Consider the following 11,197-nt stretch of genomic DNA (forward strand, 5'->3'; position numbering starts at 1 on the left):
TGCTAAACTCCGTAAATATGGATAACTAAACTTAGCGACCGTAGCCTTTCAGATTAGCCTTTTTCAAAACTGACTCATATTGTTGAGACATCAAATGTGTCTGAACTTGAGCCATGAAATCCATAATAACAACAACTACGATTAGTAGGGAAGTACCACCAAAATAGAAGCGTACATTCCATGCTATCATCATGAACTCGGGGATCAGACAGATAAAGGTAATATATAACGCACCTGCAAGAGTCAAACGCGTCATCACTTTATCTATATATTTTGCGGTCTGTTCACCCGGGCGTATACCAGGTATAAATGCACCAGACTTCTTCAAATTATCAGCTGTCTCGCGTGGGTTAAATACCAACGCGGTGTAGAAGAAACAGAAGAATATAATCGCAGCAGCATAAAGCATTACATATAAAGGCTGTCCAGGGCTTAAAGCAAGTGAAATATCACTTAACCAACCTAGACCTTCACTTTGACCAAACCACTGAGCCAGTGTGCCTGGGAAAAGAATAATACTTGATGCAAAAATTGCTGGTATAACACCTGCCATGTTGATTTTCAACGGCAAGTGTGTGCTCTGCGCAGCAAAGACACGACGGCCTTGTTGACGCTTGGCGTAGTTAACGACGATACGACGCTGACCACGTTCCATGAACACTACAAAGTAAATAACAGCAAAAGATATAACTGCAATTAACAGTAGAAGAAGTACGTGCAATTCGCCTTGACGCGCTTGCTCTACGGTCTGTCCAATCGCTGGCGGTAAACCAGCAACGATACCGGTGAAAATAATCAACGATATACCGTTACCAATACCACGCTCGGTAATTTGTTCACCTAACCACATTAAAAACATGGTGCCGGTAACCAAACTAACCACTGCAACAAAATAGAAACTAGGGCCTGGATTATGTACAAGCCCTGGAATCATACTCGGTAACCCCGTTGCAATACCAATTGCTTGGAAGGTTGCCAAGACAAGCGTACCGTATCGGGTGTACTGACTTATCTTACGACGGCCAGCCTCACCTTCTTTCTTCAACTCAGCTAATGCTGGATGAACTACAGTTAGCAACTGGACAATAATAGACGCAGAAATATACGGCATTATTCCCAGAGCTAAAATAGAAGCACGCGAGAGTGCACCACCAGAGAACATGTTAAACATCTCAATGATGGTACCCTTTTGCTGTTCGAACAGACTGGCAAGTACAGCAGCGTCAATACCAGGAATAGGTACAAAAGAACCTGCTCGGAATATTAAGATCGCACCTAATACGAATAATAGGCGTGACTTAAGCTCTGCTAGGCCACCTTGTGCACTACGAAAATCTTGTCCTGGTTGTTTAGCCATCTGTACCTCATCCTCGAGTTAATTATTCCTCGATTTTACCGCCGGCAGCTTCGATAGCAGCTTGAGCGCCTTTAGTAACGCGTAGGCCTTTCACTGTTACTGAACGAGCGATTTCACCAGAAAGTACAACTTTCACGAACTTAATGTCCTTAGTGATAACATTCGCAGCTTTTAGTGTTTCAAGGCTTACAACATCACCTTCAACTTTCGCTAGCTCAGCTAGACGAACTTCAGCTGTTACAAGGCTCTTACGAGACGTAAAACCGAATTTTGGTAGACGCTGTTTCAAAGGCATTTGACCGCCTTCGAAGCCTGGACGTACAGAACCACCTGAACGTGATTTCTGACCCTTGTGACCACGGCCACAAGTTTTGCCCAGACCTGAACCGATACCACGGCCTACGCGCTTCGCAGAAGGCTTAGAACCAGCAGCCGGTGATAGAGTATTCAAACGCATACTGATTACTCCTCAACTTTAACCATGTAGTAAACCTTGTTGATCATGCCGCGTACACAAGCAGTATCTTCAAGTTCTACAGTATGGTTGATGCGACGAAGGCCTAGGCCACGCAAAGTAGCTTTATGCTTCGGTAAACGACCGATAGAGCTCTTTGTTTGGGTTACTTTAATAGTTTTAGCCATGTCGATTACTCCAGAATTTCTTTAACAGAAAGACCACGCTTAGCAGCGATCATTTCTGGAGAGTTCATTCCACTAAGACCATCAATTGTTGCGCGAACAACATTGATTGGGTTAGTAGAACCGTATGCTTTAGCTAGTACGTTACGGATACCCGCAACTTCTAGCACTGCACGCATTGCACCACCTGCGATGATACCTGTACCTTCTGATGCTGGCTGCATGTACACTTGAGAACCAGTGTGACGGCCTTTAACAGCGTGGTGAAGAGTACCTTCGTTGATTGCAATTGTAACCATGTTACGACGTGCTTTTTCCATCGCTTTCTGGATTGCAGCAGGCACTTCACGTGCTTTACCGTAACCAAAACCGATGCGACCGTTACCGTCACCAACTACTGTTAGTGCAGTAAAGCTGAAAATACGACCACCTTTAACCGTTTTTGAAACACGGTTAACAGCGATCAGCTTTTCATTCAAATCTGATTGTGTCTTTTCGTTAGCCATCTTCCGCCTACCTTAGAATTTCAGACCAGCTTCACGAGCAGCTTCTGCTAGTGCAGCGATACGGCCGTGGTATTGGAAACCAGAACGATCGAATGCAACGTTAGAGATGCCTTTTTCAATCGCGCGCTCAGCAATAGCTTTACCTACAGCTGTAGCAGCGTCTTTGTTTCCGGTACTCTTAACTTGCTCACGGATCGCTTTTTCTACGGTAGAAGCGGCTGCGATAACCTCAGAGCCGTTCGGTGCAATTACCTGAGCGTACACGTGACGTGGAGTACGGTGTACAACTAGGCGAGTTGCGCCCAGTTCAGCAATCTTACGACGTGCTCGGGTCGCACGACGGATACGAGATGCTTTCTTATCCATAGTGTTACCTTACTTCTTCTTAGCTTCTTTAGTACGCACAACTTCGTCGGCGTAACGAACACCTTTACCTTTGTAAGGTTCAGGGCTACGGTAAGCGCGAATATCAGCAGCTACCTGACCAACTAACTGCTTATCAGTACCTGTAAGTACGATTTCAGTTTGTGATGGGCATTCAGCTTTGATACCTGCTGGAAGTTCGTGCTCAACTGGATGAGAGAAACCTAGAGTTAAACCTACAGCGTTGCCTTTAACAGCAGCACGGTAACCTACACCCTTAAGAGTCAGCTTCTTAGTGAAGCCTTCAGTAACACCAACAACCATATTGTTCACTAGTGCACGAGCAGTACCTGCTTGTGCCCAAGCTTTATCGAATCCTTCACGAGGACCGAAAGTAACTTTGTTCTCTTCCAAAGTTAAAACTACTGCATCATGGATAGTACGAACTAGTTCGCCTTTACTACCTTTCACAGTAATTTCCTGACCGTTAAGTTTAACTTCTACGCCGGCAGGAATAACTACAGGTGCTTTTGCAACACGAGACATATCCTACTCCTATTATGCTACGTAGCAGATAATCTCACCGCCAAGACCCGCTTTGCGTGCAGCACGGTCGGTCATAAGACCCTTGGAAGTGGAAACAACAGCAATACCAAGGCCACCCATCACTGATGGTAGCGCATCTTTTTTCTTGTAGATGCGTAGACCAGGACGTGATACACGTTGGATTTGCTCAATAACTGGGTTAGCTTCGAAGTACTTAAGAGTAACTTCTAGCTCAGGCTTAACATCACCAGATAAGGTGTAGTCAGCCACATAACCTTCTTCTTTAAGTAGAGCAGCGATAGCTACTTTAAGCTTAGAAGATGGCATTTTTACAGCAACTTTTTTCGCTGCCTGACCGTTACGAAGACGGGTCAGCATATCCGAAATCGGATCTTGCATGCTCATAAGTTAATACTCCGTGATTCTGAATTGCTTACTGGATTACCAGCTTGCTTTACGTAGACCCGGAATCTCGCCTTTCATGCAAGCTTCACGAACCTTGATACGGCTAAGACCGAACTTACGTAGGTAGCCGTGTGGACGTCCAGTCTGGTTACAGCGATTACGCTGACGAGACTTCGCAGAATCACGTGGTAGTGACTGAAGTTTAAGCACTGCATTCCAGCGATCTTCTTCAGACGCATTCACGTCGCTAATTAGAGCTTTTAGCGCTGCACGCTTTTCAGCGAACTTAGCTACTAGCTTGGCACGTTTAGCTTCGCGTGCCTTCATAGATTCTTTAGCCATTAGTAACCCTTACTTTTACTTACGGAATGGGAAGTTAAAAGCAGACAATAGAGCTAGAGCTTCTTCATCAGATTTAGCAGAAGTTGTAACAGTGATATCTAAACCACGTACACGATCTACTTTATCGAAATCGATTTCTGGGAAGATGATCTGCTCACGAACGCCCATGCTGTAGTTACCACGACCATCGAATGACTTAGGGTTTAAACCACGGAAGTCACGAATACGCGGTACAGCAATTGAAATCAGACGGTCGAAAAAGTCCCACATACGCTCGCCACGTAAGGTTACTTTACAGCCAATAGGGTAGCCCTCACGGATCTTAAAGCCTGCAACTGACTTACGTGCTACAGTGATTAGCGGCTTCTGACCTGAAATTGCAGTCATGTCAGCAGCAGCATTCTCTAGCAGCTTCTTGTCGTTGATAGCTTCGCCCACACCCATGTTAAGTGTGATCTTTTCGATCCTTGGGACTTGCATGATACTCTTGTATTCAAACTTTTCAGAAAGCTCTTTTACAACAGTCTCTTTGTAGTAATCATGCAGTTTCGCCATAGTACTACTCCAAACTTACTTGATAGTTTCGCCAGTCGACTTGAAGAAACGAACTTTTTTGCCGTCTTCAAATCGGAAGCCTACACGGTCCGCTTTACCTTGACCGTTAACGATAGCAACATTAGACGCATCGATCGCAGCTGCCTGCTCAACGATACCGCCTTGAACACCCATTGCCGGAACTGGCTTCTGGTGTTTCTTAACCATGTTGATACCTTCAACGATAACTTTACCGGTTGCTAGAACCTTAGTTACTTTACCAGTCTTGCCTTTGTCTTTACCAGCAAGAATGATAACTTCGTCGTTTTGACGGATTTTAGCTGCCATTATAGTCGCTCCTTAAAGTACTTCTGGCGCTAGTGATACAATCTTCATGAATTTCGCATTACGAAGTTCACGAGTCACAGGGCCAAAGATACGGGTACCGATAGGTTGCTCAGTAGTGTCGTTCAACAATACGCAAGCATTACGGTCAAAGCGAATGACAGAGCCATCTTGACGACGAACGCCTTTACGGGTGCGTACAACCACCGCTTTCAGTACATCACCTTTCTTTACTTTACCGCGAGGAATTGCTTCCTTCACTGTAACCTTGATGATGTCACCGATATGTGCATAGCGACGGTGAGAACCACCCAGAACCTTAATACACATTACGCTACGTGCGCCGGAGTTATCCGCTGCATCAAGCATACTTTGCATTTGGATCATGTTAGTGCTCCGCTAATTTTTTAAACATCTAGACCCAAAACGAGTCGATATGCCTTTTCTTCAAAGGCGGCGAATAATAACACCATTTTCGCTCGATGGGTAGATAAAAAATGAACGGCCCCAAGATTTTTAGGGCCGCTAACTTAAATAGCTGAAAAGTCAGTAATTAGATACGTGCTTTTTCAACTACTCGTACCAGTGTCCAAGACTTAGTCTTTGACATTGGACGACATTCACGAACTTCAACAGTATCGCCTAGGCCACACTCGTTGTTTTCGTCATGTGCATGAAGCTTAGTCGTGCGTGTGATGTACTTACCGTAGATCGGGTGCTTCACTTTACGCTCGATAGCAACAACAATAGACTTATCGCCTTTGTCGCTAACTACGCGACCAAGCTGAGTACGAATTTTCTCGCTCATTATGCGCTAGCCTTCTCAGTCAGAACGGTTTTAACACGTGCGATATCACGACGTACAGTTTTTAGATTGTGAGTCTGCTGTAGTTGACCAGTCGCAGCTTGCATGCGCAAGTTAAACTGTTCACGTAGCAAATTCACAAGCTCTGCATTCAGCTCTTCAACGCTTTTAGCGCGTAGATCTTGTGCATTCATCACATCACCGCCTTAATTACGAAAGTGGTTTTGATTGGTAGCTTACGTGCAGCAAGGTTAAATGCTTCACGTGCTAGTGATTCAGAAACACCGTTCATTTCGTATAGAACTTTACCTGGTTGAACTTGAGCAACCCAGTAAGCCACACTACCCTTACCTTTACCTTGACGAACTTCAAGAGGCTTAGATGTGATTGGTTTGTCTGGGAATACACGAATCCAGATTTGGCCCTGACGTTTGATATGACGAGTCATAGCACGACGTGCAGCTTCGATTTGACGAGCAGTTAGTCGACCACGACCAACAGCTTTAAGACCAAATTGACCAAAGCTTACTTCAGTACCGTTCGCTAGACCGCGGTTACGGCCTTTAAAGGCCTTGCGGAATTTAGTGCGTTTTGGTTGCAGCATCAATAAACTCCTTATTTACGGCTTTTGCGCTGCTTCTTAGGCTTCTCAGCCTTTGGCTCTTCAACCGGCATGCCGCCTAGAACTTCACCTTTGAAGATCCAAACTTTAACGCCGATAACACCGTATTGGGTGTGAGCCGAAGAAGTTGCGTAATCAATGTCAGCACGAAGAGTGTGTAGAGGCACACGGCCTTCACGGTACCACTCAGTACGTGCGATTTCAGCGCCGCCTAGACGACCACTTACTTCAACTTTGATACCTTTAGCGCCAAGACGCATAGCGTTCTGAACTGCACGCTTCATAGCGCGACGGAACATAACACGACGCTCTAGCTGAGACGAAATGCTGTCTGCTACTAGTTGACCGTCTAGTTCTGGCTTACGTACTTCAGCGATGTTGATCTGAGCTGGAACGCCCGCGATCTTCGCAACTGCTGCACGTAGTTTCTCTACGTCTTCACCTTTCTTACCGATTACTACGCCTGGACGAGCAGTGTGAATAGTCACACGGATGCTCTTAGCAGGACGCTCGATAACGATGCGTGATAGAGATGCTTTTGCTAGTTCCTTAGTAAGGAACTGGCGTACCTTGAAATCGCCGTCTAGGTTGTCAGCGAACTCTTGGCTGTTAGCAAACCAAGTGGTATTCCAAGGCTTAACGATGCCTAAACGAATACCATTAGGATGTACTTTCTGACCCATTGCTTTCTCTCCTAGTCTCTTAGCGGTCTGCTACAACAACAGTGATGTGGCTAGAACGCTTCAAGATGCGATCGGCACGGCCTTTAGCACGAGGCATAATACGCTTCATGGTAGGACCTTCGTCAACGAAGATTTTAGCAACATTAAGATCATCAATGTCTGCGCCTTCGTTGTGTTCTGCGTTAGCGATAGCTGACTCTAAAACTTTCTTGATTAAATCAGCAGCTTTTTTGTTGCTGAAGTTAAGAATTTCTAGAGCTTGAGCAACTGGCTTACCGCGCAGTTGATCTGCAACCAAACGAGCTTTTTGCGGCGAAATGCGAGCAAAGCGATGTTTAGCGATAGCTTCCATTACCTACTCCTTAGCGCTTTTTAGCTTTCTTATCCGCAGCATGGCCACGGTAAGTACGTGTTGGTGCAAATTCGCCTAGCTTGTGACCGATCATTTCTTCAGAAACGAAAACAGGTACGTGCTGACGACCATTATGGACAGCGATGGTCAAACCGATCATCTGAGGGATGATCATTGAGCGACGGGACCAAGTCTTAACAGGCTTTTTGTCACCGCTTTCCAACGCTTTCTCTACCTTCTTCAGCAAGTGTAGGTCAATAAATGGACCTTTCTTGAGAGAACGTGGCATGGCGTATCCTCTTTATAATTACTTATTACGACGACGTACGATGTACTTGTCGGTACGCTTGTTCTTACGAGTCTTGTAACCCTTAGTTGGAACACCCCAAGGTGTTACTGGGTGACGACCGCCTGATGTACGACCTTCACCACCACCGTGTGGGTGATCAACTGGGTTCATTACAACACCACGTACAGTTGGACGAACACCGCGCCAGCGTGAAGCACCAGCTTTACCTAGCTCACGTAGCATGTGTTCTGCATTACCAACTTCACCTAGAGTCGCACGACCTTCAGCAAGAACTTTACGCATCTCACCAGAACGTAGACGTAGAGTCACATAAGTGCCTGCACGTGCAATGATCTGAGCGTATGCACCAGCTGAACGAGCCAGCTGAGCACCTTTACCAGGCTTAAGTTCAACACAGTGTACTGTTGAACCTACTGGGATGTTACGCATTGGTAATGTGTTACCAACTTTAATAGCAGCATCTTGACCAGACTGGATAACATCACCAGCTTGGAGACCTTTAGGTGCGATAATGTAGCGGCGCTCACCGTCTGCGTACAGAACTAGAGCAATGTTTGCGCTACGGTTTGGATCGTATTCTAGGCGCTCAACTTTCGCTGGGATGCCATCTTTAGTACGTTTGAAGTCGATTAGACGGTAATGTTGTTTATTACCACCACCGATGTGACGTACAGTGATACGACCGTTATTGTTACGACCACCAGTCTTAGAGTTTTTCTCTAGAAGTGGTGCGTACGGCTTACCCTTATGCAGGTCAGAGTTAACCACTTTAACTACGTGGCGACGACCTGGGGAAGTCGGCTTACATTTTACAATAGCCATTCTTCTTTGCTCCTAGCCTTACTCTGCACTACCAGCGAAGTCGATGTCTTGACCTTCTTTCAAGATAACATACGCTTTCTTCACGTCTGAACGACGGCCTTGGCGCATACCTTGACGTTTGGTCTTACCCTTAGTAATAAGAGTATTTACAGACTTAACTTCAACCTCGAACAGTTTTTCAACTGCTGCTTTGATCTCTTTCTTCGTTGCGTTCAATGCTACTTTGAAAACGATAGTATTCGCGTTTTCTGCAGCCATTGATGCTTTTTCAGAAATGTGCGGAGCACGTAGAACTTTTAAAATACGCTCTTCAGTGATCATGCTAGCATCTCCTCAACTGCTTTAACTGCTGCTGCAGTCATTACAATCTTATCGAAAGCGATCAAGCTAACTGGATCGATTGCCGCTGCATCACGTACGTCTACTTTGTATAGGTTACGTGCTGCAAGGAATAGATTCTCATCTAACTCGCCAGTTACGATTAGTGCATCAGTTAGCTCAAGCTCTTTAAGCTTAGCTACTAGTGCTTTTGTCTTTGGTGCTTCTAGAGTGAAGTTATCAACAACGATTAAACGCTCTTGACGAACTAACTCAGAAAGAATGCTCTTCATAGCACCGCGGTACATTTTCTTGTTTACTTTTTGGCTGTGATCCTGAGGACGAGCAGCGAAAGTAACACCACCAGAACGCCATAGCGGACTGCGGATTGTACCTGCACGAGCGCGACCAGTACCCTTCTGGCGCCATGGCTTAGCGCCACCACCAGAAACGTCTGAACGAGTCTTCTGAGCACGTGTACCCTGACGAGCACCTGCTGCAAAAGCAACAACTACTTGGTGTACAAGCGCTTCATTGAAATCACGCCCAAAAGTAGTTTCGGAGACAGTTAGCGCGTCAGCGCCTTTGACTACCAATTCCATTACTAACTCCTCGACGTTACGCTTTAACAGCTGGTTTAACGATCACGTTGCCGCCTGTTGAGCCCGGTACTGCACCTTTAATAAGAAGCAGATTGCGCTCAGCGTCAACACGTACGATCTCTAGGTTTTGAGTCGTTACACGCTCAGCACCCATGTGACCAGCCATTTTCTTGCCTTTAAATACGCGACCTGGAGTTTGACATTGGCCAATTGAACCCGGTGCACGGTGAGACAAGGAGTTACCATGGGTCATATCTTGAGTACGGAAGTTCCAGCGCTTAACAGCACCTTGGAAACCCTTACCTTTAGATGTACCAGTAACGTCTACTTTTTTAATATCGTTGAATAGTTCAACACTTAGCTCAGCGCCAACTGCAAACTCTTCACTGTTTTCTAGACGGAATTCCCAAAGACCGCGACCAGCTTCAACACCTGCTTTCGCAAAGTGACCTGCTTCTGGCTTAGATACGCGGCTAGCTTTCTTAGTTCCAGCTGTTACTTGAATAGCGTTGTAACCGTCAGTTTCTACAGATTTAACCTGAGTAACACGGTTGTTTTCAACTTCAACAACAGTAACTGGAATAGAAATGCCATCTTCGGTAAAGATGCGGGTCATGCCCACTTTACGACCGATTAGACCAATCATTCTCTTATCTCCCCTTAACCTAGGCTGATCTGTACGTCAACGCCAGCAGCTAGATCTAGACGCATAAGAGCATCAACAGTTTTGTCTGTAGGCTCAACGATGTCGATAAGGCGCTTGTGAGTACGGATTTCGTACTGATCACGTGCATCCTTATTAACGTGAGGAGAAATAAGAACAGTGAAGCGCTCTTTGCGAGTAGGAAGAGGGATTGGACCCTTAACCTGTGCGCCAGTACGCTTAGCTGTTTCAACGATTTCCGCAGTTGACTGATCGATCAAACGGTGATCGAACGCCTTTAAGCGGATACGAATACGTTGGTTCTGCATTAGACAGAGCTCCAAATAAAAATTACACAAACAATATCGCCACTCACGCTCGTAAAGACGAGGGAATGTCGATTGATTTATGTGAACGTAGCATCCCTATCGGATGCATTGTCAGTCAATTTAATGACTGCGAACATAAGTCAGAGTATTCATTATGAAATAAACCCGGCGTAGCCTGCAGTTAATTTCTCCTCAATGCTTATTGGTTCACAACTGCGCTTACAAGACTAACTCTCGGGCAGTGCGGTGCATTATACAGATCACAATTTTGAAAACAAGCTCTGTTTGATTATTAAACAAAAATAGTTATAAAGTCTTTTATTTTCAATGAATTAATCTGATAGTTATATATAAGATTTACTTTATTAAACGAATAAAGCTCACTTATCACCATAAAATCAAGCTACATTTTCGCGTATTCCTGCTTATACAATACAAACAAGGAAAATGTTCGTAATTTTAGGCAATAAAAAAAGGGAGCCGAAGCTCCCTTTTTCTGTACGTAAGTACTAAATGTTATTATGCAATGATAGTTGCAACAACACCGGCACCAACTGTACGGCCACCTTCACGGATAGCAAAACGTAGACCTTCGTCCATCGCGATAGGTGCGATTAGAGTAACAGTCATAGCGATGTTATCACCAGGCATTACCATTTCAACGCCTTCTGGTA

Annotated in this window: 22 protein-coding genes and 1 pseudogene; all 23 read right to left on the reverse strand. The window is 45.2% G+C overall.

Features of this window, described 5'->3' with window-relative positions:
- Positions 1 to 31: 31 nt before the first annotated feature.
- A complete protein-coding gene (gene secY, locus C9J41_RS20475) occupies positions 32 to 1,357 on the reverse strand; it encodes a preprotein translocase subunit SecY (RefSeq protein ID WP_005370968.1) in 1,326 nt (441 codons plus the stop codon).
- Between the two features lie 22 nt (positions 1,358 to 1,379).
- Positions 1,380 to 1,814, reverse strand: a complete 435-nt coding sequence (gene rplO, locus C9J41_RS20480) for a 50S ribosomal protein L15 (protein WP_005370970.1) — start codon at positions 1,812 to 1,814, stop codon at positions 1,380 to 1,382.
- A 5-nt stretch (positions 1,815 to 1,819) separates the two neighbouring features.
- Positions 1,820 to 1,999, reverse strand: a complete 180-nt coding sequence (gene rpmD / locus C9J41_RS20485; protein WP_005302823.1) for a 50S ribosomal protein L30 — start codon at positions 1,997 to 1,999, stop codon at positions 1,820 to 1,822.
- Positions 2,000 to 2,004: 5 nt separating this feature from the next.
- Positions 2,005 to 2,502: a 30S ribosomal protein S5 gene (gene rpsE, locus C9J41_RS20490; RefSeq protein ID WP_005370977.1), complete on the reverse strand. Its 498-nt coding sequence runs from the start codon at positions 2,500 to 2,502 to the stop codon at positions 2,005 to 2,007.
- Between the two features lie 12 nt (positions 2,503 to 2,514).
- Positions 2,515 to 2,868 (reverse strand): 50S ribosomal protein L18, encoded by a 354-nt coding sequence (gene rplR / locus C9J41_RS20495; RefSeq protein ID WP_005370979.1) that lies wholly within the window; start codon positions 2,866 to 2,868, stop codon positions 2,515 to 2,517.
- Between the two features lie 9 nt (positions 2,869 to 2,877).
- Positions 2,878 to 3,411, reverse strand: coding sequence for a 50S ribosomal protein L6 (gene rplF / locus C9J41_RS20500; RefSeq protein ID WP_005370981.1), 534 nt, complete (start codon positions 3,409 to 3,411; stop codon positions 2,878 to 2,880).
- 12 nt (positions 3,412 to 3,423) lie between these two features.
- The gene (rpsH, locus tag C9J41_RS20505) at positions 3,424 to 3,816 is read right to left on the reverse strand and encodes a 30S ribosomal protein S8 (RefSeq protein WP_005370983.1); all 393 of its coding nucleotides are present in this window, start codon (positions 3,814 to 3,816) and stop codon (positions 3,424 to 3,426) included.
- 36 nt (positions 3,817 to 3,852) lie between these two features.
- Positions 3,853 to 4,158: a 30S ribosomal protein S14 gene (gene rpsN / locus C9J41_RS20510; RefSeq protein ID WP_005370985.1), complete on the reverse strand. Its 306-nt coding sequence runs from the start codon at positions 4,156 to 4,158 to the stop codon at positions 3,853 to 3,855.
- A 15-nt stretch (positions 4,159 to 4,173) separates the two neighbouring features.
- Positions 4,174 to 4,713 carry a 50S ribosomal protein L5 gene (rplE, locus tag C9J41_RS20515; protein ID WP_005370989.1) on the reverse strand — a complete coding sequence of 180 codons (540 nt, stop codon included), beginning with the start codon at positions 4,711 to 4,713 and terminating at the stop codon, positions 4,174 to 4,176.
- A gap of 15 nt (positions 4,714 to 4,728) precedes the next feature.
- Positions 4,729 to 5,040: a 50S ribosomal protein L24 gene (rplX, locus tag C9J41_RS20520; RefSeq protein ID WP_008988080.1), complete on the reverse strand. Its 312-nt coding sequence runs from the start codon at positions 5,038 to 5,040 to the stop codon at positions 4,729 to 4,731.
- A 12-nt stretch (positions 5,041 to 5,052) separates the two neighbouring features.
- Positions 5,053 to 5,424 carry a 50S ribosomal protein L14 gene (gene rplN / locus C9J41_RS20525; protein ID WP_107208696.1) on the reverse strand — a complete coding sequence of 124 codons (372 nt, stop codon included), beginning with the start codon at positions 5,422 to 5,424 and terminating at the stop codon, positions 5,053 to 5,055.
- Positions 5,425 to 5,590: 166 nt separating this feature from the next.
- A complete protein-coding gene (rpsQ, locus tag C9J41_RS20530; RefSeq protein ID WP_005370996.1) occupies positions 5,591 to 5,845 on the reverse strand; it encodes a 30S ribosomal protein S17 in 255 nt (84 codons plus the stop codon).
- The gene (gene rpmC / locus C9J41_RS20535; RefSeq protein WP_005370998.1) at positions 5,845 to 6,036 is read right to left on the reverse strand and encodes a 50S ribosomal protein L29; all 192 of its coding nucleotides are present in this window, start codon (positions 6,034 to 6,036) and stop codon (positions 5,845 to 5,847) included. The genes rpsQ and rpmC overlap by 1 nt, the downstream gene beginning before the upstream one ends.
- Entirely contained in the window at positions 6,036 to 6,446 is a 411-nt protein-coding gene (gene rplP / locus C9J41_RS20540) for a 50S ribosomal protein L16 (RefSeq protein WP_005371000.1), read from the reverse strand. Before rplP ends, rpmC begins: the two co-directional genes overlap by 1 nt.
- An 11-nt stretch (positions 6,447 to 6,457) precedes the next feature.
- Positions 6,458 to 7,147: a 30S ribosomal protein S3 gene (gene rpsC, locus C9J41_RS20545; RefSeq protein WP_005371002.1), complete on the reverse strand. Its 690-nt coding sequence runs from the start codon at positions 7,145 to 7,147 to the stop codon at positions 6,458 to 6,460.
- Between the two features lie 19 nt (positions 7,148 to 7,166).
- Positions 7,167 to 7,499 carry a 50S ribosomal protein L22 gene (gene rplV, locus C9J41_RS20550; RefSeq protein ID WP_005302797.1) on the reverse strand — a complete coding sequence of 111 codons (333 nt, stop codon included), beginning with the start codon at positions 7,497 to 7,499 and terminating at the stop codon, positions 7,167 to 7,169.
- A gap of 10 nt (positions 7,500 to 7,509) precedes the next feature.
- On the reverse strand, positions 7,510 to 7,788 hold the full coding sequence (rpsS, locus tag C9J41_RS20555; protein WP_005302795.1) for a 30S ribosomal protein S19: 279 nt from the start codon (positions 7,786 to 7,788) through the stop codon (positions 7,510 to 7,512).
- An 18-nt stretch (positions 7,789 to 7,806) separates the two neighbouring features.
- Positions 7,807 to 8,631, reverse strand: coding sequence for a 50S ribosomal protein L2 (gene rplB / locus C9J41_RS20560; protein WP_045084936.1), 825 nt, complete (start codon positions 8,629 to 8,631; stop codon positions 7,807 to 7,809).
- Positions 8,632 to 8,649: 18 nt separating this feature from the next.
- Complete coding sequence (gene rplW / locus C9J41_RS20565; RefSeq protein ID WP_006647439.1) at positions 8,650 to 8,952, reverse strand: 50S ribosomal protein L23; 303 nt, start codon at positions 8,950 to 8,952, stop codon at positions 8,650 to 8,652.
- Complete coding sequence (rplD, locus tag C9J41_RS20570) at positions 8,949 to 9,551, reverse strand: 50S ribosomal protein L4 (protein ID WP_006647440.1); 603 nt, start codon at positions 9,549 to 9,551, stop codon at positions 8,949 to 8,951. The genes rplW and rplD overlap by 4 nt, the downstream gene beginning before the upstream one ends.
- Positions 9,552 to 9,567: 16 nt before the next feature.
- On the reverse strand, positions 9,568 to 10,197 hold the full coding sequence (gene rplC, locus C9J41_RS20575; protein ID WP_107208697.1) for a 50S ribosomal protein L3: 630 nt from the start codon (positions 10,195 to 10,197) through the stop codon (positions 9,568 to 9,570).
- Between the two features lie 14 nt (positions 10,198 to 10,211).
- Positions 10,212 to 10,523 carry a 30S ribosomal protein S10 gene (gene rpsJ, locus C9J41_RS20580; RefSeq protein ID WP_002541412.1) on the reverse strand — a complete coding sequence of 104 codons (312 nt, stop codon included), beginning with the start codon at positions 10,521 to 10,523 and terminating at the stop codon, positions 10,212 to 10,214.
- 519 nt (positions 10,524 to 11,042) lie between these two features.
- Positions 11,043 to 11,197: pseudogene (gene tuf / locus C9J41_RS20585) on the reverse strand (elongation factor Tu); the annotation flags it as partial.

The organism is Photobacterium sp. GB-50 (assembly GCF_003026755.1).
In the GTDB taxonomy this organism is placed as follows: domain Bacteria; phylum Pseudomonadota; class Gammaproteobacteria; order Enterobacterales; family Vibrionaceae; genus Photobacterium.

What these genes read in the sequence shown, in the direction of transcription:
- secY (WP_005370968.1), bottom strand. Translation starts at nt 1,357, where the DNA reads ATGGCTAAACAACCAGGACAAGATTTTCGTAGTGCACAAGGTGGCCTA.
- rplO (WP_005370970.1), bottom strand. Translation starts at nt 1,814, where the DNA reads ATGCGTTTGAATACTCTATCACCGGCTGCTGGTTCTAAGCCTTCTGCG.
- rpmD (WP_005302823.1), bottom strand. Translation starts at nt 1,999, where the DNA reads ATGGCTAAAACTATTAAAGTAACCCAAACAAAGAGCTCTATCGGTCGT.
- rpsE (WP_005370977.1), bottom strand. Translation starts at nt 2,502, where the DNA reads ATGGCTAACGAAAAGACACAATCAGATTTGAATGAAAAGCTGATCGCT.
- rplR (WP_005370979.1), bottom strand. Translation starts at nt 2,868, where the DNA reads ATGGATAAGAAAGCATCTCGTATCCGTCGTGCGACCCGAGCACGTCGT.
- rplF (WP_005370981.1), bottom strand. Translation starts at nt 3,411, where the DNA reads ATGTCTCGTGTTGCAAAAGCACCTGTAGTTATTCCTGCCGGCGTAGAA.
- rpsH (WP_005370983.1), bottom strand. Translation starts at nt 3,816, where the DNA reads ATGAGCATGCAAGATCCGATTTCGGATATGCTGACCCGTCTTCGTAAC.
- rpsN (WP_005370985.1), bottom strand. Translation starts at nt 4,158, where the DNA reads ATGGCTAAAGAATCTATGAAGGCACGCGAAGCTAAACGTGCCAAGCTA.
- rplE (WP_005370989.1), bottom strand. Translation starts at nt 4,713, where the DNA reads ATGGCGAAACTGCATGATTACTACAAAGAGACTGTTGTAAAAGAGCTT.
- rplX (WP_008988080.1), bottom strand. Translation starts at nt 5,040, where the DNA reads ATGGCAGCTAAAATCCGTCAAAACGACGAAGTTATCATTCTTGCTGGT.
- rplN (WP_107208696.1), bottom strand. Translation starts at nt 5,424, where the DNA reads ATGATCCAAATGCAAAGTATGCTTGATGCAGCGGATAACTCCGGCGCA.
- rpsQ (WP_005370996.1), bottom strand. Translation starts at nt 5,845, where the DNA reads ATGAGCGAGAAAATTCGTACTCAGCTTGGTCGCGTAGTTAGCGACAAA.
- rpmC (WP_005370998.1), bottom strand. Translation starts at nt 6,036, where the DNA reads ATGAATGCACAAGATCTACGCGCTAAAAGCGTTGAAGAGCTGAATGCA.
- rplP (WP_005371000.1), bottom strand. Translation starts at nt 6,446, where the DNA reads ATGCTGCAACCAAAACGCACTAAATTCCGCAAGGCCTTTAAAGGCCGT.
- rpsC (WP_005371002.1), bottom strand. Translation starts at nt 7,147, where the DNA reads ATGGGTCAGAAAGTACATCCTAATGGTATTCGTTTAGGCATCGTTAAG.
- rplV (WP_005302797.1), bottom strand. Translation starts at nt 7,499, where the DNA reads ATGGAAGCTATCGCTAAACATCGCTTTGCTCGCATTTCGCCGCAAAAA.
- rpsS (WP_005302795.1), bottom strand. Translation starts at nt 7,788, where the DNA reads ATGCCACGTTCTCTCAAGAAAGGTCCATTTATTGACCTACACTTGCTG.
- rplB (WP_045084936.1), bottom strand. Translation starts at nt 8,631, where the DNA reads ATGGCTATTGTAAAATGTAAGCCGACTTCCCCAGGTCGTCGCCACGTA.
- rplW (WP_006647439.1), bottom strand. Translation starts at nt 8,952, where the DNA reads ATGATCACTGAAGAGCGTATTTTAAAAGTTCTACGTGCTCCGCACATT.
- rplD (WP_006647440.1), bottom strand. Translation starts at nt 9,551, where the DNA reads ATGGAATTGGTAGTCAAAGGCGCTGACGCGCTAACTGTCTCCGAAACT.
- rplC (WP_107208697.1), bottom strand. Translation starts at nt 10,197, where the DNA reads ATGATTGGTCTAATCGGTCGTAAAGTGGGCATGACCCGCATCTTTACC.
- rpsJ (WP_002541412.1), bottom strand. Translation starts at nt 10,523, where the DNA reads ATGCAGAACCAACGTATTCGTATCCGCTTAAAGGCGTTCGATCACCGT.